We start from the raw sequence: 21,197 nt of genomic DNA on the forward strand, positions 1-21,197 counted from the left end.
GGATAAACCCCCTTTTTCATTCGCGTTATAACGGCTTGAACATCAGTATGGTTCTGCGAGCCCTGCCCTTTTGTTTCAGCTTTAAAAACCCCAGCTTTGAGTAAAACCCCTCGGCCTCCGGTACAGCATCCACAAATACTCCTAAGCATCCTGCCAGGTCTCTTATCTGCTCTGCCACGTTAAGCAGATGCCCAACCATCGTCTCGCCGATCCCCTCTCCCTGGAACTCTTTATCTACCGCCAGCTTCCCTATTCTCAGCGCTGGTACGTCCGGGAATGGCAGCGTGTAGCCTATATCATCGAATGATTCGCGAGACAGGTGTGCGCTCGACAATGTAGCGAATGAAACGGTCTCCCCTCCCAACCTCCCCACATACATTCGACTAAGGCCTTTGTCCGAATGCTCTGTCGCTCTGTCCCGATAGTAGTCGTCCAACTGTTCATTCCCACAGCTAAAGCTCTGGTCTATCTGTCCGTCAAACTTCACAAAGACGAGGGCGTTCTCCGTCTCTGGCTGACTCTGCGCGTTTACGCTTGCGTTGTTCTCTTGTGCCAACAATGTTCAGTTCTCCCGATTTAGCTCTATTCATAGCAGCAATCAGGCGTTCGTTATGTTCAGGCGGATTTTCGAGAAGCTCCATAATGATGAAGGACGATTCTCTAGTCAGCTTGATCACTCTTTCACGCTCTATGACCTCCTCAGCCGCTTGCTTCGCAGCCGCCTTCACGAAGGCAGACATTGATAAGCTCGCAGTTGAAGCCGCTGCTTCCAATAGGCTTTTAAGTTCCCGACTCAGGCGAAGGTCAAGTCGCTCTGAATCGGCAGTGTCCCCATGGCTCTTGAGCCTGTTTGGGGTAATGGAATTAATGGTTTTTTGCATTTGACTCTCCACTAGGGTTTATTTTTTTCGCATCTATCTCCTTTTTTTTTAACTGTTTGGTTTTCTCGCTGAGACTTGCTCCATTGCTGAGTTCCTCTTTATTAGCTCGCTATATTGTGTACAGCTCTATGCCGTACACTGTAAATATACTCGCCGACTCCCGGACTATCAAGTGGATCCTGAGGAAGTACGGCATTATTCCGTACTTACCTTCTTCACCCCTAACTCCGTGATGTAGGCAGTACCTAGTAATATTGATCTGCATTAATCTTACATTTTGCCCCATCACTTAATCTGAACATCCATTCAGTAAACACTTAATGACGAGAATGCAGGGTGAAATACCGGGGCTGTCGTGAGCGGCTTGCCGTCATGACGCCGCTTTCATGGTGCACTCGTCTAGGTTATCGGCTCGGCGAGCCGGTTAAGCGTCATTGACCTGTGCATGGCTAAAAATCCGCGACCCTCGCAAGGGGCGCGGATTTTTTTATCGGCGATTTATCGCTATACGGATCTCGTGGTGCTGCCTGGGTTAGGTGCTGAGCTGTGCTCTGGGTGGGATAAACCACGCTGAATGTGTGATCTGTGTTACAGTGGCCTGTCACTTCATCTCGCTGGCCGCTCTCTAGCCCTTCGCTCCACTGGGGCATATTCTGGGAGCCGCGATCTAGGGCTATCACTGCCCTCTTCTGTTTTTACTTCACACATACCTACTATGCCGATCGGCTGACATAGCGCCTTGCTCTGTTCAGTTGTTCTGACTGTTCCAATGCTCCGACGCTCACGGCTGCTTGTTTCGTAACGACTGCTCCCTCACTTCTTTGAGGTAGGTGGTCGCTGCCTGCTTGTCTTGCCCTATGCCCAACAGGATACCTCCTCATGATTGCCTATCTGATCCTTGTTCATCGCTATCCCCAGCTATTCAAACGCATGTTCAAGGCGATCTATCACCCGACCAATCACTACCTGATCCATGTGGATAAACGCTCCGGGAGCGAACTGCAGCAGGAGATTGCCACTTTTTTGCTGGATTATCCCAATGCGGAGTTGTTGCCCAGTGAAAACGCCCTGTGGGGTGGCTATAGCCTGGTCGATGCCGAATTACGCGGTATTGCCGCGCTGTTGAAGAAGGATGCCAATTGGGAGTTTTTCATCAATCTGAGCGCCCAAGATTTCCCGCTGCGTAGCCAGGACGATATTCACGATTTCCTGCGCCGTCACAGTGGCAAGGATTTTATCAAGGTGGCCGATCAGCGCCAGTGTCGGCCCGATACCCTGCATCGCATCACTCAGTATGTAACCGAGACCGAACATGATCTGCTGTGCGAATCCACCGCCACCCGTCCGTTTCTGGCTGGGATGACACCCTATATTGGCAATCAGTGGATGATAGTGAGCCGGGAGTTTTGCGAGTTTGTCACCCATAGCGAGGAGGTCGATGCGATCAAACACTTCTATCAGCATACCCTGATCCCCGATGAAGGCTTCTTTCAGACCGTGATCATGAACACCAGTTATCAAAGTGATCTGGTAAATGACGATAAGCGGGCCATCGACTGGGTGCCCATGGGCGATATCAAGCTGCGGCCACGGGATTACACGGTGGACGATGCCATGACGTTACAGCACAGTGAGCACCTGTTTGCCCGTAAATTTGATGAGACCGTAGATTCGGAGATCCTGGATATTCTGGAGGCCGGTCTGTTGGCATCGACCACTCAGCCCAGCGCAGCGCGTGGGCGTGAGTCACGCTCAAGCCAAGCCGTTGTGTTGAGCTGAACCTGAGCGGCTGGTGAGGTTAGCTTCTGCTGGTCGGCTAAGCTTACGGGTATGCGGCTAGCCGGTTGCTAGCCCCCTCTTTGGTGAGAGGCGCTAGTCAGGGCGGCGCACTGTTTGACCAGGCCCAGGGCGCGGATGAAGGCGCGGGGGAATCGCTCGCTAGCCACCTGAAAGTGGGTGAGGGGGAGCTGGGTCTGGGGCCCCACTATTTGTCGGCCGGGACAATAACCTCTCCCCGAGAGTCATGCTCCGGGCGCATGGGCCGTGTTCCAGTCCTGCCCTGCACCCTAAGGAACAGGGGCTCATCTTTGTCTGCATGTCATCTGTTACTCGCTCGTTTCCCGCTGCATTTCAGCGTTTTGTTCCGCCCTATCCCGATGTAAACATCGCACTTATCATGAAATGGCGCTATTATTCGCCACTTTCGGCGAACGGCGGCGATCTCCTCTGATCTGAGCCTCGCGTCGGTAGGTAAGCTGACGCTTGCTTGGCGGCGTGGCTGTGTATCAGACTAGGGTCAGTTGACCTTGGTTAGCGGGTTGTTCGCGTGAGGGTGTGTCGCTGGTGCAGGTCAGACACATGCATATTGATTTATATCTGAATGGTTGAGTGGAATATGGGTGACAGAAAGTTTTATGTCTCATGGGACAACCTGCAACGGGAGGCCCGTCGTCTGGCCCGTCGTCAGCTACCCTCTTCCCAGTGGAAGGGGATTATTGCCGTGAGTCGTGGCGGTCTGGTGCCGGCGGCCTTGATGGCGCGTGAGCTTGGCATCCGTTTTGTGGATACCATCTGTATCTCCAGCTACGACCATGACAATCAGCGCGAGATGAAGGTGCTGAAGAAGGTGGAGGGGGATGGTGAAGGCTTCCTGGTGGTCGATGATCTGGTGGACAGTGGCAACACGGCCAAAGTGATCCGCGAGCTTTACCCCAAGGCCAAATTTATCACCATCTTTGCCAAGCCCAAGGGCGAGCACCTGGTGGATGATTTCGAGGTTAGCATTCCTCAGGACACCTGGATCGAGCAGCCGTGGGACATGGCGATTTCCTTCGTGCCGCCCCTGTGTGAGAGCGAAGAGTAAGTGATAGAATGAAAGGCTCCTGACGGGGCCTTTTCCTTTTACGGCTTCTTGTCATACCTTTAAAGCAGAGCCACTACGCTTGTGGAAAAAGAGATGCTTGATAACGAAGAACTCAATCTGAGCGAAAAGCTCTTTAGCCGAGTCCGCAAGGTGCAGGAGACGTCCACTATCTCCAATTCGGCGGAATCCCTGGATCCAAGTCAGTGCGAGCAGGTGTTGATCGAGGGGATCTGCTCCAGCGCCTGGTATCGGGTCCTGCGCCGTTCCTTCTGGATCTGGCAGGGGGCCGATCCCATCGAGTTGGAGGATATTCTCTCCCATGTCGCCACCGGCGAGGGGGAGCGCAGTCGCCCTGATAAACTCGATACCCTGCAAGGCTATGTGCCAGGCAACTGGATCTTCGAATTCAGTCAATTGGCGAGTCACTATCACAAGCAGGGTAAAGCCAAGGAGCAGGAGGGGAGTTTGCCCGCGGCACGGCACTGCTATCTGCGTGCGGCTCGTTACTACTCCATTGCCAGCTATCCCCATCTCAAGGGGGATGAGCTAGCGGAACAGGCTCAGGTGCTGGGCAATGTGGCCTATCGGGATGCTGGGCGTTTGATGCCTGTGCCGCTCAAGGAGTTGAAGATCCCGTTTCGTGACAAGGAGATCTCGGGTTATCTGCACCTGCCTCACGATGATAAGCCCATGCCGGTCGTCATGGTCAGCGGCAGCATCGACAGCCTGCAGATCGACTTCTATCGCCTCTACGAGCAATATCTGGCGCCCAATGGCATCGGCATGTTGACCCTGGATATGCCGGGGATCGGCTACTCCAGTCAGTTCCCGCTGGTTCAGGATACCAGTCGTCTGCACCAGGCCGCGCTGCACTACTTGCGGGAGCAGGTGCCTTGGGTGGATAACCAGCGTATCGGCATGGTGGGCATCCGTTTGGGTGGCAACGTGGCGGCCCGTTTGGCCTATCTGGAGCCGGCTCATCTGAAGGCGGTGGCGTGCATCGGTCCGGGACTCAATCAGTTCTTTACCGATCCGCAACTGTTCAACCAGGCGCCGCCCATGTTGCGGGCCTCCCTGGCCAACCGGCTGGGGGCTGATGCGGCCCACTGGGACGAGTTGCAGCCCCAATACCAGATCTTCTCCCTCAAGCGTCAGGGGTTGGTGGGGGTGACCCGTACCCGGGTGCCCATCCTGAGCATAGGCCACAGGCGCGACTTCATCTGCCCCGAGTCGGATATTCGCACCCTGGCCTCCTCCAGCCATTACGGCAAGGCGTTGGTACTCGACAAGCTGCCGGTGATGGAGGTATTTGATCGTGCCCTGTCGGAAACCGGTGAGTGGTTGAAACTTCATTTTAATATTTGAAGGATAGAGTGACGGCAGCGTGGTGCTCATTCCCTGACGCCCCCTGTCAGGGAAGGCTCCACATCTGGGAGGCTGTCACTCATGGCATATAGATTGTCCTACTCGCATCTGCTTCGCGAATTTGGGGCCCTCGGCCCCTATTTGCGCCCAGAGCAGTGTGAACCTGACCGTTTTTTCTTCGATTCCCGTAACCCTGCTCTGTTTCCGCGCCACTCTGGCTGGGGCTGGTGGTTGCTTTTGGAGCCCTGTGAAGGCGGCTTCAGTGGCCAGAGCGAGTTGGCTGGCTATTCGGCCACCGGCATCTGGTTGAACCGCCCCGTTCCCCGCAGCCTCTGGCCTGAGTTGGCGTCCTCCCGCGATCAGTTTCTCGGCCGGGTGGAGGGGTTGTGTCGGCAGTGGCGACTGGAGTTGCTGGACATCGAGAGGCGCGAGCTAGCTCGGCTAACATCGGTGTTAAGTTGACGCAGAGATAAGCAGCCGTTCCGTTGGCTCGCCCCTTGCTTGCAAATCCCGTTGCAGGTGAGCGGAGGCATGGGTATAAAGGGGGACTTCTCTTCGCAGAGCCTTCTTCTTATGGAAAAGAAAACCATTGTGGTGAAGCTGGGCACCAGCATTCTGACCGGTGGGACGCGCCGTATTGATCGGGCCCACATGGTGGAGTTGGTCCGTCAGCTCGCCGCCCTACACAGAGCGGGTCATCAGGTTGTGGTGGTCACCTCGGGTGCCATCGCCGCTGGCCGTGAGCTGCTGGGGCATCCGACCCTGCCGGCTACCATGCCCAACAAACAGATGCTGGCCGCCGTCGGCCAGAGTCACCTTATTCAGATCTGGCAGAGCCTGTTTGCCATCTATGAATTACATGTGGGCCAGATGTTGCTGACCCGCGCCGATCTGGAAGACAGAGAGCGCTACCTGAATGCGCGAGATACGCTCAACACTCTGTTGGCCCATCGCATAGTCCCGGTGATCAACGAAAATGATGCCGTGGCCACCACCGAAATCAAGGTGGGTGACAACGATAACCTCTCGGCGCGTGCCGCCATCCTGGCCGATGCGGATCTGCTGATCCTGCTCACCGACCAGCAGGGTCTCTTCACCGCCGATCCGCGCTCCAATCCAGATGCCCAGCTTATAGAGCGGGTCGATCTCATTGACGATGCGCTGCGCGCCCTGGCGGGCGATAGCGTCAGTGGTCTGGGCACTGGGGGCATGGCCACCAAGCTGCAGGCCGCCGATGTGGCCACCCGTGCCGGGATCGAGGTGGTGATTGCCAGCGGAAAACAGCCGGAGCTAATCGGCCGTCTGGCCCAGGGGGAACGGGTGGGCACCCGCTTCGTTGCCCAGGCTAACCCGCTGGAGAGTCGCAAGAGCTGGATCCTGACCGGCCCGCCGCCCCATGGCGAATTGCAGGTGGATGCCGGGGCGGTCACCGCCGTCCATGACAAGGGCTCCAGTCTGCTGCCCAAGGGGATTGCCCAAGTGCGTGGCGATTTTGAACGTGGGGATGTGGTGCGCATTCTGACCCCTGAGGGTAAGGAACTGGCCCGGGGTATCTGTCGCTATAATGCCGCCGATCTGACACGCATCGCTGGCAAGCACTCCGATGAAATTGAAGCCTGCCTCGGCTATGGTTATGGCCCCGTGGCTATCCATCGCGATGATCTGGTGCTGCTGTAACGGTTTGCAAAATGAGGAGTAAGGAATGAGTTTAGTCGCTATGGGCCAGGCGGCACGCGCCGCCGCCTTCGAGCTGGCCGTGACCAGTACCGCCTGCAAGAACCAGGCGTTGTTGGCCATGGCCGATGAGCTGGAAAGCCAGCAAGAGGCCATCCTGGCCGCCAATGCCCTGGATATCGAGGCCGGTCGTAGCGCGGGTCTCACCGAGGCCATGCTGGATCGTCTGCTGCTCAATCCGTCCCGTCTGGCCGGGATTGTGGCCGATGTGCGCAAGGTGGTAACGCTGGATGATCCCGTGGGTGCCGAAATTGACAGCCGGGTGCTGGAGAATGGCATGCGCCTCTCCCGTCGTCGGGTGCCGATCGGCGTCATCGGAGTCATCTACGAGGCGCGTCCCAATGTGACGATCGACATTGCCGCTCTGTGCCTGAAGACGGGTAACGCCAGCATACTGCGAGGGGGCCGTGAGACCTTCCACTCCAACATGGCGCTGGTACAGGTGATCCAGGCGGCCTTGGCCAAGAGCGGCTTTCCGGCCGCCTCAGTCCAATATATCGAGAGCCCGGATCGGGCGCTGGTGGGCGAGCTGCTGCGTCTGGATCAGTATGTGGACATGATCATTCCGCGGGGCGGCGCCAACCTGCACAAGCTGTGCAAGGAGCAGAGCACCATACCCGTGATCATCGGTGGGTTCGGGGTTAGCCATCTGTTTGTCGATGCCAGTGCCGATCTGGCGCGCTCGGTGGAGGTGATCGATAACGCCAAGGTGCAGCGTCCCTCGGCCTGTAATGCCCTGGACACCCTGCTGGTTCACGAAGCCATTGCCGCCCCGTTCCTACCCTTGCTGGTGGCGAGGATGAATGAGCGCAAGGTGGCCCTGGTGGCGGAGCCCAAGGCTCATGCCCTGCTGCTGCAAGCGGGCGCCGCCTCCTTGCGTGAGGCCGGTGCGGACGACTTCGACACTGAATGGTTGGCGCTGACCCTGGGGGTCAAGCTGGTGGCGAATGTGGGTGAGGCCTTGGCCCATCTGCGGGAGCACAACGCCTGTCACTCCGATGCCATCCTCACCAACGATCTGCGTCATGCGGAGCAGTTTATCAATGGGGCTGGCTCGGCCGCCGTCTATGTGAACGCCTCGACCCGCTTCACCGATGGCGCCCAGTTTGGGTTAGGTGCCGAGGTGGCGGTCTCGACCCAGAAGCTGCATGCCCGGGGCCCTATGGGGTTAACCGAGCTCACCAGCTACAAGTGGGTGGGGCAGGCTGACTACCTGAGCCGGGCTTAAGGCGGAGTCGCTAGGCGCTTAGGCTGGTAGGGAGGGCGGCTCATCAGTTATGATGAGCCGCCCTCCGGTTTTATGGATGCTGGCGTCATGAGTGATGGCTATATGGATGACCTGTATGAATAAGTCGAGATTGACGGATCTGCTGCCGCCCAATTTGCCGTTGCCGCCTACCCTAGAGGAGTGGCGGCAGACTCTGCTGCGTCAGTTACCTGCCCCCATCACGGGTGAGCAGACCCTGTTTGTCGGTGAGCCGCTTAAGGTGATCATCGCCTTTGATGCTCAGCGGGTCGAGGTGCTGTTGCCTCAGCTGGAGTCCACCATGAGCAGCGTCGCGCGCTTGAAGCCCATTTCCCAAGGGGTGGTTCCCGCCACGGGCTCCTTGTCTGAACTGCAGGCGTTGATCGAGCGAACCATGCTGTTGCGGATGAAGGGCTTTCGTGAATGCAGCTGTTGTGGTCAGCGGGTGCCTCAGGAGTCGCTAGGCAGTCTGCATGGCCAGCCCGCCTGCCGCCGTTGTCTGGAAGGACGCCGCTTCCTGTTTTAACCATGGGAGCGTGTTGACGCAACCAGGGTTTTCCCCCTGCGCGGCGCTCTGCCCTGCAGTAGGGGAATATGCTATGTTGGCAGCAGAGTGAGACTCCGGCCTTGTGGCTGGTGGTGTGGAGAGAGTATGGACCCCTGGTCACTGTTTATCGGCGTTGTCCTGAGCTCGTTTGGCATGGGCTATTTTATCTATGGCAAGCGACAGCAGCATCTGCTGGCGTTGCTCTGTGGCCTGTTGTTGTGCGGTATTCCCTATTTTATTGACTCTATCCCTTTGCTCCTGTTGCTGAGTCTGCCGCCGCTGCTGGCGCCCTGGTTCATCAAGCCGTAACATAAGTACGACTATTCACTTCGAGAACCCCCATGTCTGTGACTGATCCTTTGTTGATCTCGGCCCGTGTCACCCTGCCGCTGGCGGAGATTGAGTTTTCCGCTATCCGTGCTCAGGGGGCGGGCGGGCAAAATGTCAACAAGGTCTCCTCTGCCATCCATCTACGCTTCGCCGTGGCGGCCTCCTCTTTGCCGGAGTTTTATAAGGAGCAGTTGCTGGCGCTCAAGGATCAGCGTCTGACCCGGGATGGCGTCATCGTCATCAAGGCCCAGCAATACCGGACTCAGGAGCAGAACCGGGAGGATGCCCTGGCGCGGCTAGCCGAGCTTATCCGCAGCGTGGGGCAGGTTCAGGCCAAGCGGATCGCCACCAAGCCCACTCGCGGCTCCCAGCGGCGTCGGGTCGAGAGCAAGGCCCGGCGCGGTGAAGTCAAGGCATTGCGTAAGGTCGATTATTAGCCGAGAGTCGCTGCTTGCTTGGGCGTGGAAAGGGCCGGATCTGGCATGAGTTGGTCAAGGGGGCGCAGAGTATGATGTTGCAAGATATGGTGTCGCAGAGCGTGTTTCTGGAGCTGGAGTTCTTCCTGCTCATCCTCTTCTCCTTTCTCATCCCGGCTCTCATCTATGGCTGGTTGATGTTCTCCCGCTCCATCTCCCGTTGGACCGTCCTGCTGCTGGGGATGGTGCTGCTGTTACTCTCGGCGGCTGATACTGTGCTGCTCAACTATCTGGCCAAGCTGGCGCACCTCACCCCCAGTCTCTGGGATGAGCGCATCTTTGCCTCCGAGGTGTCGGTGGCCCTCTATCTGTTACCGCTGACGGCAGCCGGGATTGGCATCAATCTCATCGCTCATGTGATGATCAGCCACCTGAGCGAGGCCGAAAGACGCTTCGATGAAGAGAAACAGCGGGCTAGCCCCGACACTGAGCCCGGCCCGTGAAGAACGAGTTGCTGCTGGTTGAAGAGTCGGAGCTGGCCCTATTGCACTTGCACTCGGCTCAGGCCGAGCCGCTATTTGCCTTGATCCAGCAGGATCGAGCCTATCTGGCCCATTGGCTGCTCTGGCCACAGGGCATAGGCTCGGTGGCGGATCTCCAGCACTTTATCCGCACGTCCCTACTGCAACTGGCCCAGCGCCGAGCCTTGCAGTGTACGCTGCGCTATCAGGGCGTGCTGGTTGGGATGTGCGGTTTCCAGAGCCTCAATCATAGCCGCAAACAGGCCCAACTGGGCTATTGGCTGGCTGACGCCTGGCAGGGGCGCGGCATAGTGACTCGGGCTTGTCGCCTGCTATTGGCCCATGGTTTTGGTGTCCTGGGGTTGGAGCACATAGTGATAGCGACGGCGGAAGATAACTACCCCAGTCGGGCTGTCTGTGAACGTCTGGGCTTTGTTCTGGAGAGGCGCTGCCCGCAGGCCGAGCAGTTGGCAGATCGGCTGGTTGACCATCTTATCTATGGTCTTCATCGGACGCAGTGGCAGGCAGGTTTCACGCCGGATCAGACCTTGTAGCTATGGATCCACTGGATTGATGGCACCATATGCTCCTGTTGCCGGGATCGTGTTAGTTGTAACTGTGGCACTGGTCATATGGTGGCGCCGCCGTGCGGGTATTCCCCCTGATGTGTACACCTCAGTGAGGTAGTCGGAACATGAAGATGAGATCAAGAGATTGGTTTGGCCGGCTGGCATTGCTGCTCTTGCCCTGCTTCTTGTCTGCCGCCGAGCCAGAGCGGCAGCTTGCGCATTCCCCCCTCATCCAGGGGGGGACGACTACCGAGGCTGCCGCCCCCATGGTCGCTCACTCCCCTCTTCTCTATGGCTGGTTGTTGCGCGCCGCCGAGCCAGCTCAGACAGCGGTTAACTCGTCTCACGTTTATGGCTGGATCGAAACGATACGCCTGCAACCGGATGGCGTGGAGCTGGAGGCCAAGCTGGATACTGGGGCCGATACCTCATCACTGGATGCCCGCAACATAGAGCTGTTTAGCCGTGACGGCGAGAAGTGGGTGCGCTTCCGTGTCGATGGGCTGCGGCAGGGGGCTGGCGTGAGTCAGGCGTTTGAGCGCCCTGTACTGCGTCGCATCAAGGTGCGTGGTGCGGGGGGGGCGGATCACCGTGTGGTCGTGCGGATGCGACTGTGCATCGGTCAGCAGGAGTTTGATGAGCAATTCTCCCTGCGGGATCGCAGTGACATGGCGTATCCGGTGCTGCTGGGGCGACGGACGCTTGCCCACCTGGGGCCAGTGGATGTGACCCATACCCATCAGCACCCGGCTAGCTGCGTCGATTAGTCGACACGCCTGGATTGGCGGGCGCTCGGCGTTAGTCAGTTTGCCAATCCAGCAGCGGTAACTGATTGGCCAGCAGTTGATACTGATACTCTTGGCCATCCTCTTCGTCCCACTGCTCGCCAAACTGGGTAAAGCCAAACGAGCGCGCCAGTCCGGTGGAGGCTGTGTTCTCTGGCGAGATGGAGAGCACGAAGCGCTTTACCCCCTGGCGTTTGGCAAAGCCTAACATGGCCTGCAGCGCTTCGCGGGCCAACCCCTGGCGTCGCCATGATTCATAGACCTCATACCCCAGTTCAATGCCCTGACTGCTGTGCGCCTGCAAATAATCCGGGTTGGGGGCAGTGTGAAAGCCTATCTGTCCCACCATCTCATTGCGCTCCCTATGCACCATGGCACGCAGACTCCAGGGTAGAGAGTCGGGTTCATATTTCAGATCCTGCAGCTTGATGGCCATCAGTCGCCATTGGGCAAACCAGCGGGGGGGGAGATGACACCCTAGATAATCGGCGGCTTCCTCCTGCTCGGCACGCAGACAGAGGGAGAGAAAATAGCTATCCAGAGTGCGTAGTTGCAGGCGGGGGGTATATAAATCGGCTGGCAGGCCGATAACAGAGTGAGGCATGAAGATCTCCGCTAGGGGGTAGCGCGACAGCATAACCACTCCCATGGTTGCTGACCACCCTTATGCCGATATGCAAGTGCGCAAGTAGGCAGGCGGCGTGACAGGGGAGCTCTTATACTTGTTAGCAAGAGCCAGCACTAGAGATGGCATGACCAATATGAGTTGGTACTGGCCCCTTGCCAGACCAGCTGGGAGGTGGCGATGACACTGCTGGAACGTATGGGCTCCTCATTGGCGGCTTACCTCTCCAAACCCAACAGACGGGATGGGACCATACCGAATATCAGCGCCGAGCTGTTGGGGGCGACCCTGCGCAAGGGGGATGTGTTGTTGGTGGAGGGAACCAGCCGGTTTGGGGCCGCCATCAAGTATCTGACGCAATCTACCTGGTCCCACGCCTGTCTCTACATAGGTGACACCCTGGGCCATGATGCCAGCCGGGAGCCACTGGTGCTTATTGAGGCGGATGTGCTCGAGGGGGTACGCGCCGTGCCTTTGAGCATGTATGCCTATGAACATACGCGCATCTGCCGCCCCGTCGGTATCTCCGAAAGCGAAATCAAATCGCTTATCCAGTATACGGTCTCCCGCTTGGGGGATCATTATGACCTGAAAAACATCCTGGATCTGGCCCGCTATCTAGTGCAGACCCCACCTGTGCCCATTCGTTGGCGACGCCAGTTGTTGGCCCTGGGGAGTGGCGATCCGACCCGCGCCATCTGCTCCTCCCTCATCGCCCTGGCGTTTCAGCATATCCACTATCCGATACTGCCCGAGGTGGTGGTGGAGCAGAGCCAGGATCCTGAGTGTCGCCGTTGCCGATTGGAGTTTTTCCGCATCCGTCACCACTCCCTATATACCCCCCGCGACTTCGATATCTCCCCCTATTTCCAGGTGGTTAAGCCGACGTTGGAGCGGGGATTTAACCCTCATGCGCTGATCTGGCAAGAGGACTGGCCGCAGCTCACCGATAAGCGCACCCATGACATCATAGAGGTGGCGCCGACCGACTGTGATGGCGCGACGGATGCGCGATGACTCATGCCTGGCGGTAGGCGGCCAAGTCGGGAGCGGTCAGCGTGGGGATAAATTCGATGATCTGGTAACGGGCCGCCCCCGCTTGCTGAAAGGGGTCTTCCCGCAGCAGTTGCTCTAACTGGGTACGGCTGGGTAGGGTCGCCAGGATCACGCCGCCGGTGCGCGGCTCCTGGCGTCCGGAGAGCAGAAAATGACCGGCCTTATAGTGGCGGTCGAGAAACTCGCGATGGGCGGGGATCAGGGCATCCACTTCAGCCAGTGGGCGCAGGTATTCAAGCAGAACAATAAACATAGCCACTCCCTACTTCAGCACACCATCTGGCGTCACTCTAGTGCTACGCCAGGTGGGGCTGAAGATCAAGCCTGGGCCAGAGATTGCCCGGTATTTGATGGCTTATTCACGCAGCATAAAGCTGGGCAGGGAGAGGTGGCGGAAGATGGCAGTGATGCGTACCACCAATACTCCCAACATGCTCAGCAACATGGCCGGAATGTGGGCCAGCCCCAGATAGAGGGAGCTGGTGTAGAGCACGCCGCCGAAGATGCAGGCGGTGGCGTAGATCTCTTTTTGCAGCACCATAGGGACTTCGCGGGCCAATACATCGCGGATAAGACCGCCCGCCACCCCAGTGATCACCCCCATCACCACGGCGACCATGCCTGAGGTGCCAAAGAGCAGCGCTTTTTTGGCGCCGATCACCACGAACAGGGCCAGGCCGAAGGCATCGGCCACCGGCAGGACATACCAGGGCAGGCGCCGGGGTACTCGCGCCAGCCACATGCCAAGGGCGGAGGTGGCCAAGATCACCCAGAGGTAGGTGGTGTCCTGGATCCAGAAGATGGGGCTGGCACCAATCAGAAGGTCACGAATGGTTCCGCCACCGACTGCGGTGACAGCGGCGAGCACTATCACACCTATAGCATCCATACGCAGGCGCCCGGCGACCAGAACGCCGGAGAAGGCGAAGACGGCGGTGCCAAACAGGTCAAAATAATAGACCAGGTGATCGATGAGGCTTGGATTCATCTGCTACAAACCGTTAACAACTAGACACGAGGCGCCGATTGTACGAAGTGGCCGCTAGCTAGGCTAGTGGCGGCCACACTTATTTTCTCCGCTTATTATCTTGAACTGGCCAGCAGAGCATGTGGCCTTCAGTCAAGGGCAGGCTAGATGCTGTCTCTTATATGCATCTTTGGTCAATTGGTGAAATAAATGCCGAAAAAAGGTTCGAACAGCTCCTCCCCCTGCCAAGGGGGAGGTTGGGAGGGGGTGGCTTTTGATGTTTCACAAGCTAAAAAGCAAACCCCACCCCAACCCTCCCCTTGAAAAAAGGGGAGGGAGCCACAGCTTCCCTGGATTTCTCATTAACGGGATGGGAGTTGTGTATAAGAGTCAGAGCTAGATGCGGCCACACTTATTTTCTAGGGCTCATATCTTGAACTGACCGACCAGCGCATGCTGCCGTTCGGCTAAGTGACTGAGCTCCCCTGAGAGATGAGCCGAGCTGTCTGCGCCTTGAATTATGGTATGGCTCACCTCACGAATGTTGCAGATGCTGTGACTGATCTCATCACTCACCGTACTCTGTTCGGCGATGGCGCGGGAGATCTGCTCGTTCATCTCATGGATTGTGGTTACCGCCTGGCTTATTCGCTCCAGCACGGCGACTGACTCCTGGGCTTGTTCCTGAGTCAGGCTGGCTTGTTGGTGGCCCGTGAGTATGGCATTGACCACCTCCTGGGTACCTTGTTGCAGTTGCTGGATCAGGGTCTGTATCTTGCCGATGGACTCTTGGGTGCGATGGGCCAGCCCGCGCACCTCATCGGCCACCACGGCGAAGCCTCGTCCCTGTTCACCGGCCCGTGCCGCCTCAATGGCCGCATTGAGGGCCAGCAGGTTGGTCTGGTCGGCTATGGCGGTGATGACGGTCAGGATCTGGCCTATGTTGGCACTATCCTGGGCCAGGCTTTCGACCTTGGGTTTGGCCAGGCTCATCTGGTTCATCAGTTGTTGCATGGCTGCATCGGTACGGGCTACCACCAGTTCGCCCTGGCGTGCTGCCTGCTCGGCACTGTTGGTGGCGAGCACGACCTGGTTGGCACTCTGCGCTATCTCGCTGGCCGTGGCATGCATCTGGCTGCAGGCGGTAGCGACCAGATCGATCTCCCGTGACTGCTCTTGCAACACAATCCGGGTCTGCTGGGCCAGGTTGGCCGCTTCGGTAACGCCAAGGCGGGTTCCGGCCGTGGTTTCTACCACCTCGCTGATGGTGGTGCGTAGCCGCTCGAGAAAACCATTGAAACGGTGCGCCAACACCCCCAGCTCATCCCGTTGTAGCAGATGAATACGCTGGGTGAGATCCCCTTCGCCATGAGCTATCTCCTGGAGGCGGTTGGCGACCAGGTGGATAGAGCGGGTGATGTGTCGTGCCGCCAGAATGATGAGCAGCAGGCTTAGCAGGGTGAAGCCTGTGCCCCATAGCAGTTGGGTGCGCAGTTGCTGATCGAATTGCTGGGTCAGTTGTTCACCCAAGGCTTGGGTGGCGGCGAAGACGGCTTGGGTTGGCATGCGAACCAGCAGCGTCCAGCTATCCTGGTTTGGACCTAGGGTGATAGGCACCATCAGTTCCAGGTTGTTTCCTTGCCAGCGTTGTTGCAGCTTCTCTTGGCGCAACCAGCTCAGCAGTTGACTCTGTTGTGCTTGGGGGTCATGGGTGATGGACTCCCCCTGCTTGAGGTTACTGCTGCTCTGGGCGGCGACCATGCCGCCTGGGCTCAGCAATAGCACGGTTCCCTGGCCGTCATAGAGTTGTTGATCCAGCCTGGTAATGAGCTGCTGCAGAGGGGCCAGGGCGAGATCGATCCCCAGTATGCCATCTGCTGGCTTGTTCAGCGGCAGCACTATGGAGGTCATGGCCACCTCTTTGTCTGCGACTTGATCCAGATAGGGGGGCATGACACAGAGTTTGCCGCTGCGCAGGGCGCAGTTGGCCCATTCGTTAGCAGGAACACCGTAAGCGTCAGGCGTGGTGTCCGCCAGCTCCTCCTCCTCTATGGCCTCGATCATGGGATTGCTACTCACATCACGGCTCCAGTAGAAGGCGAGGCGCCCCTTGGCATTGCTGCCGCTTTGCTCCAGAGGGGTGCCAATATAATCGGCATCACGGCCAGCTAGGGCATTGGGTTGCATCACCACGAACAGACCCAGGATATTTTGCGTTGACGTGAGGGCCTCGCCGCTTTTGTGCGTGATGGCTTGGCGTAGGGCTTGAGCGCTTTGTTGATCCAGGTTTGCTTGGTGTTGCAGAAATTGCAGATCCTGAGCGAGTAGCTGGGCGCGTAGATAGGCTTCATTGAGGTAGCCATACGCCGCTTCGGCTTCAGCCTGGGTGCGAGCGAGTAGCAACTGTTCGGCGATTTTTTTGGTCTCTTCACCGGTTTGTTGCAGCACCAACTGTTGACTGCGTTGGGCTGAGATGAAAGAGAGCGCGGAGAGCAGCAGCATGGCGCAGAGCAGACAGCCGCCAGCTAGCAGGGCAATTTTGAATTGAATGGAGTAATTACGCATGATTATTCCTGATGCTGGGATTCACCAGTTCAGGATAGTCGAACTTTGTACTACTGGTAGGAGCAGTTTGCGAGGCTAACGGGCCTGATCGATCAACTGGCATAGCTCCTCTATGCCGTCGAGCGTTCGAGGGGTGAGGCGGTGTAACCGGTCTGGGCTACTCAGCTGCAGCTGATTATGGGCTACGGCGGGTAGCTGTGGCCAACGCAGCCAACGGGAGAGTGAGTCGGCACCCTGGGTGCTGATGATGAGTTGTGGCGCACTGACCAATACGGCTTCTTCACTGACCTGGGGATAGGCCGTGGCGGCGCTGACAAAGGCATTCTCGCCACCACACAGCTCGATGGCCTCCTGGATCCAGCTCCCCTTGGCGACCGTGGTCAGGGGCGGTGACCACAGCTGGTAGAAGAGGCGCACGGGCTTGCGGGCCTGATAGCGCTGGCGCAGGGCAGCAAAGCGGGTTTCACTCTGTTGGGCCACCCTGTCGGCTTGGGCTTGATGGCCACTCTGCTTGCCCAACAGTCGCAGATCCCGTGGCAAATCGGTGAGTTTACGGGAGTCGACAACCAGCAAGGGAATGCGCAAAGCCGTGAGGCTGTCGATCATCTGGCGTGGGTAGCCGCTCCAGATCACCACCAGATCCGGTTTCATGGCCAGCAGGCTCTCCAGATTGATGCTCTGGTAATTGGCCACATGGGGTAGGGTCTTGACCTGGGGTGGCCAGTCGCTGGCATCGTCGGTGGCGACCACCTGGGCGCCGGCCCCTATGGCAAACAGCAACTCGGTCAGATGGGGGGTGAGACTGATGATGCGCTGAGGCGGCTGAGCCCAGGCCCCATGGGCGAGCAGCGTCAGCGCCAGCCAAACAGCGCGTCGTAGTTTAGCGTCGATGACGGGCATGAAGCCCCGGCGGGTCAATGGGCGGCCAGAGTCGGCGCCAGTCAAAGGGCGTGTCATAGGTTAGAGTTGATGGTGAGCATGGAGCACCAGGAGTTCAAAGCCCAGCGCCAACAGCAGCAACAGCCAACCGAGCCGCGTCAGACGGCGGCGGGCTTGCTCCATGCTGGTCACGTCAGGCTCGTGAATGCCGCCCAGCCGGGGTAAGCGAACTTTGGCCTCGCCGTAGAGACGCGGCCCGCCCAGCTGGATGTTCAGGCCGCCAGCCAGTGCGGCGAGGAGGGCGCCGCTACCCACGCAGGGCCAACGTTTGGCCTGGGTGAAGAGGCTGCGCAGGGCGCGGCCCCCACCGGGAAACAGCCCCAGCAACAGGGCAAACAGGGTACCCGGCAGCAGCAGAGCGGCACCGTAGAGCCGACTGACCGGCTCGCCAAACAGACTGTTGGCTGGCAGCTTGGGGCTAAATCCCTGACTCATCAGTTGCAGCAGGCGAAAAGCCAGAGCCCCACCTATGCCGGCCAACAGATACCAGAAGGCTACCGCCAGCCATTGTCCCAGCAGGCGCAGCACCAGCATCTCGCTCGTCGCCTTCATGGTGCCCATGGCGCTGAGCGTGCGGGTCTCGCGCCGGGTCCAGCGCGTCAGTTGCAGGCGAGCCATAGCGAGCTTGTCGGCCCGCAGCAGTTGAGTGATGCTCAGCGACTCACTCTTCAGGGGGCGAGACTCCAGCAGCCAGAGCAGCAGCAAGAGATCGAAGGCGGGTGGATAGAGTGCCAGATTGCGCAGCGCCCAGGTAGCGAGCAGGGCGGGCAGCAGGACCACGAGCGGGGTCAAGAGCCCGGCCAGCCACTGTTGACTGATGGCCGCCCCTCTGCGGTTCACCTTGCGGCAGAGCCGCTCCAGCAGCGGCACCAGAGAGGAGGGGCGCATGGCCAAGGGTAGGGGCAGCAACCACTCCAGCAATAGCGCCAGGGCGAGCAGGGTGGCCGGATACTCGGCGATGCGCCACAGCAAGGCGTTATCCACCATCACATCCGTTTGAGCATGGCAATGACCATGGCCGAGGAGTGCAGGGAGGCGGTCTCCAGATAGGCATCAAATGATTCAGGAGACTCTTTGCCGGCGATGTCGGAGAGGGAGCGAGTGATCACGAAGGGCACGCCAAACTGATGACACACCTGAGCAATCGCCGCGCCTTCCATCTCCACGGCGGCCATGGTCGGGAAGTCGGCGCGGGCCTTGGCGATACGAGCCGGATCGCACATGAATTGATCGCCGGTGCAGATGAGCCCCTCTTTACACTGGATCCCCTCATGCAGTTCGGCCACGGCCGCCTGGGCTATGGCTTTGAGTCGCTCATCGGCGACGAAGGCGGCGGGCATGCGTGGCACCTGGCCTATCTCGTAGCCGAAGGCGGTGACATCCACATCGTGGTGGCGCACCTCACTGGAGATGACCACATCACCGATATGTAACGCGGGATCGAAGCCGCCCGCCGAGCCGGTGTTGAGTACACAGTCGGGGGTGAACCGCTCCAGCAGTAGGGTGGTGGCGATACTGGCGGCCACCTTGCCAATCCCGGAGCGGGTCAGCACCACACTCTGGTTTGCCAGCGTGCCGCTGTAGAATTCACACCCGGCCAGACTCAGGGTCTCAACGTCGCTCATTTGGGCCCGTAACAGTGCCACTTCCTGATCCATGGCGCCAATGATGCCTACCTTCATGCTGTTCTCACTTAAATGGTCATGATTGGAAAAATTTGCCGCTCATCATAGCACTCTCCCTCTCTACTCTCCCATGCCGACTCGCAGTAATCAGCTCAGGTCACTGCGGTTAGCCCGAGCTGTGCCTCCATGGCTGTCTAAATATTGTTCAGCTCCCATTTGGGTCGTATGCAATAGAATCCCAACTTGAATCAGTTATCCCCCATGCCGAGGTCTTGCCATTGCTGGCAGACCCACCAACCTAGGATGCATCATGCCGATTGCCCAGTGCTCGCGCAGCCGAGTCTCCTCGTTAATTTACGCTCTACTTATTGCGTTATTGCTCACTGGTTTGGTGGCACTGCTGCTGCGCAACGTCTATATCGAAAGCAACAAGGCAAGCTGGCATCGGCAGTTAGGGACGTTCGCCCAGTTTGTTGATGACAGGGTCGCGCGCCTGGATAGTGTGTTGCTACGATTGGCAGGCTCCCGCGATCTCTGTGGGGATGAGGCATTCAAGCTCCAGCGTAATGCCTTGATCGATAATCCTTATGTGGTGGATATCTTCTTTCTCTCCGCCGATGCCAAACGGCTATGCGGCTCAAGGCTACAGCAACAGCAGACATTTGACCCCGCGTTATTTCAGCCCCAAGAGGGGGTGCAAATGACCCGGGTCGAGCCCTCTTCCACCAGTGCCAGCCCAGTCTTTTATCTCTACCGGGCATTGCCCAGTGGTGGCTATGTGGTGGCCATGGTGCCTGCCAAGATCCTCTCTGTTGTGCTCAGTCAAAGCCAGTTACCCGCCCTGAATGGGTATCTGGCGCTGGTCACCAGCCGGGATGGAGAGCCATTGCATGTGGAGCCAAGGCTCGCCCAGCCACCACTGGTGCATAGCCCCTTGTTTACACCCTCGTTACAGCATTATGTGAGTCGGCAGCTGGATGGTCATTGGGTGCAGGCTATGCCGTTGCTGAATTCGCCAACCGTGAGCCTGGTCTATGTGGCGAGTCTGCTGCACATAGGGTTGCTGCCAACGGCTTGGGTCTGGTCTCTGCTGGGGGGCTTGTTGCTGATGTGGGGAGGGCTCTACTGGTGCCATGGCTGGTGGGGGCGGTTCGATGCGGATCCTGGTCGCACTCTGCGTGCGGCATTGAAGCGGGGTGAGTTCTTCAACGTCTATCAGCCCATCCGTGATGGCTCCAATGGCCGTTTACTGGGCTTTGAAGTGCTGATGCGCTGGCGTTCCAGTCAAGGGATTATAGGACCGTTACACTTTATCCCCATGGCCGAGGAGCAGGGGGTGCTGGTGGCCATGACGCGCAGGCAGATAGACCAAGCATGCCGAGCCTTGGCGCCTCTGCTTGCTCATCAATCTGCTCTGAAAGTCTCATTCAATATCAGCAGCCAGCATCTGCTGGATCCGGCTTTTCTCCGAGATTCAGCCCTCTGGAAGCAACAGATCCCTCATCTGGTTTATGAGATCACCGAAGGAAGCATGGTGAATCTGGATGATGAGGTCATTGGTGATGCTCTGCAGCGACTAAGAAGCTTAGGGATCCGCCTGGCTGTCGATGATTTTGGTACGGGATACAGCAGTTTGGCTTATCTGCAGCGCCTGCCGCTGGATATTCTCAAGGCCGATCGCTGTTTCGTGGCGGCGTTAGGGTCGGATTCAATCAATGCGCCTATCCTGGAGGCCATTGTCAAACTGGCCCATAAGCTAGGTTTGGAAATCATCGCCGAAGGGGTCGAGGAGGCCACGCAGGAGCAGTGGTTGCTGCGTCATGGTGTGGTGCAGCAGCAGGGCTGGCTCCACGGTAAACCGCTGACGATTGGCGAGGGTGAGCTGTTGTGGCACTCAGAGCTGGGCGTTGACCCGAGCCAGGATGCCGTCATCCCGGCATATCAGCCGTGATCAAAGCGTCATGATGAAGTGGCGCCAGGTCACAAAATGACGTTTTCTTTTTGTGCGCCGCCGCTGGGCCACATTCTGGCGCAGAGTCCGGAATTTGGCGGCAAGAAGTCATTGATTTAAATAAAATCTATCTTCGAGGCTTGTTTGTATCCGCTTTGGCGATAAAACCTGGCTTCTATCGATTTTTTCGTTGCCTTTGCTACTGCCTTTGG

Annotated in this window: 23 protein-coding genes; 14 read left to right on the forward strand and 9 right to left on the reverse strand. The window is 58.2% G+C overall.

Annotation, left to right across the window (positions count from 1 at the left end; genetic code table 11):
* Positions 1-25: 25 nt before the first annotated feature.
* Together ACZYTD_RS02890 and ACZYTD_RS02895 are read right to left on the reverse strand one after the other, a co-directional pair.
* Positions 26-436, reverse strand: coding sequence for a GNAT family N-acetyltransferase (locus ACZYTD_RS02890; RefSeq protein ID WP_463888950.1), 411 nt, complete (start codon positions 434-436; stop codon positions 26-28).
* A 40-nt stretch (positions 437-476) separates the two neighbouring features.
* A complete protein-coding gene (locus ACZYTD_RS02895; RefSeq protein ID WP_463888953.1) occupies positions 477-881 on the reverse strand; it encodes a type II toxin-antitoxin system TacA family antitoxin in 405 nt (134 codons plus the stop codon).
* An 879-nt stretch (positions 882-1,760) separates the two neighbouring features.
* Between ACZYTD_RS02895 and ACZYTD_RS02900 the strand changes: the two genes are divergently transcribed.
* From ACZYTD_RS02900 to ACZYTD_RS02955, 12 genes are all read left to right on the forward strand, one after another.
* Complete coding sequence (locus ACZYTD_RS02900) at positions 1,761-2,660, forward strand: beta-1,6-N-acetylglucosaminyltransferase (RefSeq protein ID WP_463888954.1); 900 nt, start codon at positions 1,761-1,763, stop codon at positions 2,658-2,660.
* Between the two features lie 616 nt (positions 2,661-3,276).
* A complete protein-coding gene (gene gpt, locus ACZYTD_RS02905; RefSeq protein ID WP_463888957.1) occupies positions 3,277-3,744 on the forward strand; it encodes a xanthine phosphoribosyltransferase in 468 nt (155 codons plus the stop codon).
* A gap of 93 nt (positions 3,745-3,837) precedes the next feature.
* Entirely contained in the window at positions 3,838-5,109 is a 1,272-nt protein-coding gene (gene frsA / locus ACZYTD_RS02910; protein ID WP_463888960.1) for an esterase FrsA, read from the forward strand.
* Positions 5,110-5,190: 81 nt separating this feature from the next.
* Entirely contained in the window at positions 5,191-5,571 is a 381-nt protein-coding gene (locus ACZYTD_RS02915; protein WP_463888962.1) for a Crl family RNA polymerase assembly factor, read from the forward strand.
* Positions 5,572-5,682: 111 nt separating this feature from the next.
* Complete coding sequence (gene proB, locus ACZYTD_RS02920; protein WP_463888964.1) at positions 5,683-6,786, forward strand: glutamate 5-kinase; 1,104 nt, start codon at positions 5,683-5,685, stop codon at positions 6,784-6,786.
* Between the two features lie 25 nt (positions 6,787-6,811).
* Positions 6,812-8,071 carry a glutamate-5-semialdehyde dehydrogenase gene (locus tag ACZYTD_RS02925; protein WP_463888967.1) on the forward strand — a complete coding sequence of 420 codons (1,260 nt, stop codon included), beginning with the start codon at positions 6,812-6,814 and terminating at the stop codon, positions 8,069-8,071.
* A gap of 115 nt (positions 8,072-8,186) precedes the next feature.
* On the forward strand, positions 8,187-8,615 hold the full coding sequence (locus ACZYTD_RS02930) for a hypothetical protein (RefSeq protein ID WP_463888970.1): 429 nt from the start codon (positions 8,187-8,189) through the stop codon (positions 8,613-8,615).
* Between the two features lie 126 nt (positions 8,616-8,741).
* Complete coding sequence (locus tag ACZYTD_RS02935; protein WP_463888974.1) at positions 8,742-8,945, forward strand: hypothetical protein; 204 nt, start codon at positions 8,742-8,744, stop codon at positions 8,943-8,945.
* Positions 8,946-8,977: 32 nt separating this feature from the next.
* Positions 8,978-9,403 carry an alternative ribosome rescue aminoacyl-tRNA hydrolase ArfB gene (gene arfB / locus ACZYTD_RS02940; protein ID WP_463888977.1) on the forward strand — a complete coding sequence of 142 codons (426 nt, stop codon included), beginning with the start codon at positions 8,978-8,980 and terminating at the stop codon, positions 9,401-9,403.
* A 71-nt stretch (positions 9,404-9,474) separates the two neighbouring features.
* Positions 9,475-9,885: a hypothetical protein gene (locus ACZYTD_RS02945; RefSeq protein ID WP_463888980.1), complete on the forward strand. Its 411-nt coding sequence runs from the start codon at positions 9,475-9,477 to the stop codon at positions 9,883-9,885.
* Positions 9,882-10,457 (forward strand): GNAT family N-acetyltransferase, encoded by a 576-nt coding sequence (locus tag ACZYTD_RS02950; protein ID WP_463888983.1) that lies wholly within the window; start codon positions 9,882-9,884, stop codon positions 10,455-10,457. Before ACZYTD_RS02945 ends, ACZYTD_RS02950 begins: the two co-directional genes overlap by 4 nt.
* Before the next feature lie 146 nt (positions 10,458-10,603).
* Positions 10,604-11,239, forward strand: a complete 636-nt coding sequence (locus ACZYTD_RS02955; RefSeq protein ID WP_463888986.1) for an ATP-dependent zinc protease family protein — start codon at positions 10,604-10,606, stop codon at positions 11,237-11,239.
* Positions 11,240-11,270: 31 nt separating this feature from the next.
* Here the strand turns inward: ACZYTD_RS02955 and ACZYTD_RS02960 are convergent, their stop codons facing one another.
* On the reverse strand, positions 11,271-11,894 hold the full coding sequence (locus tag ACZYTD_RS02960) for a GNAT family N-acetyltransferase (protein WP_463888989.1): 624 nt from the start codon (positions 11,892-11,894) through the stop codon (positions 11,271-11,273).
* A 168-nt stretch (positions 11,895-12,062) separates the two neighbouring features.
* Between ACZYTD_RS02960 and ACZYTD_RS02965 the strand changes: the two genes are divergently transcribed.
* The gene (locus tag ACZYTD_RS02965; protein ID WP_463888992.1) at positions 12,063-12,899 is read left to right on the forward strand and encodes a YiiX/YebB-like N1pC/P60 family cysteine hydrolase; all 837 of its coding nucleotides are present in this window, start codon (positions 12,063-12,065) and stop codon (positions 12,897-12,899) included.
* Position 12,900: 1 nt separating this feature from the next.
* Here ACZYTD_RS02965 and ACZYTD_RS02970 read toward each other — a convergent pair whose 3' ends face one another.
* The 6 genes from ACZYTD_RS02970 to mtnN form a co-directional block, all read right to left on the reverse strand.
* Entirely contained in the window at positions 12,901-13,191 is a 291-nt protein-coding gene (locus ACZYTD_RS02970) for a YciI family protein (RefSeq protein WP_463888995.1), read from the reverse strand.
* Between the two features lie 102 nt (positions 13,192-13,293).
* Entirely contained in the window at positions 13,294-13,926 is a 633-nt protein-coding gene (locus ACZYTD_RS02975; RefSeq protein WP_463888998.1) for a trimeric intracellular cation channel family protein, read from the reverse strand.
* A gap of 405 nt (positions 13,927-14,331) precedes the next feature.
* Positions 14,332-16,470: a methyl-accepting chemotaxis protein gene (locus tag ACZYTD_RS02980; RefSeq protein WP_463889000.1), complete on the reverse strand. Its 2,139-nt coding sequence runs from the start codon at positions 16,468-16,470 to the stop codon at positions 14,332-14,334.
* A 75-nt stretch (positions 16,471-16,545) separates the two neighbouring features.
* Positions 16,546-17,427 carry a cobalamin-binding protein gene (locus ACZYTD_RS02985; protein ID WP_463889003.1) on the reverse strand — a complete coding sequence of 294 codons (882 nt, stop codon included), beginning with the start codon at positions 17,425-17,427 and terminating at the stop codon, positions 16,546-16,548.
* Between the two features lie 3 nt (positions 17,428-17,430).
* Complete coding sequence (locus ACZYTD_RS02990; protein WP_463889006.1) at positions 17,431-18,396, reverse strand: cobalamin biosynthesis protein; 966 nt, start codon at positions 18,394-18,396, stop codon at positions 17,431-17,433.
* Entirely contained in the window at positions 18,396-19,091 is a 696-nt protein-coding gene (gene mtnN / locus ACZYTD_RS02995) for a 5'-methylthioadenosine/S-adenosylhomocysteine nucleosidase (RefSeq protein ID WP_463889008.1), read from the reverse strand. The genes ACZYTD_RS02990 and mtnN overlap by 1 nt, the downstream gene beginning before the upstream one ends.
* Positions 19,092-19,344: 253 nt before the next feature.
* Between mtnN and ACZYTD_RS03000 the strand changes: the two genes are divergently transcribed.
* Positions 19,345-20,985 carry an EAL domain-containing protein gene (locus tag ACZYTD_RS03000; protein WP_463889011.1) on the forward strand — a complete coding sequence of 547 codons (1,641 nt, stop codon included), beginning with the start codon at positions 19,345-19,347 and terminating at the stop codon, positions 20,983-20,985.
* Positions 20,986-21,197: the final 212 nt, after the last annotated feature.

The organism is Pseudaeromonas sp. HNCC25DJ180, from assembly GCF_055413345.1.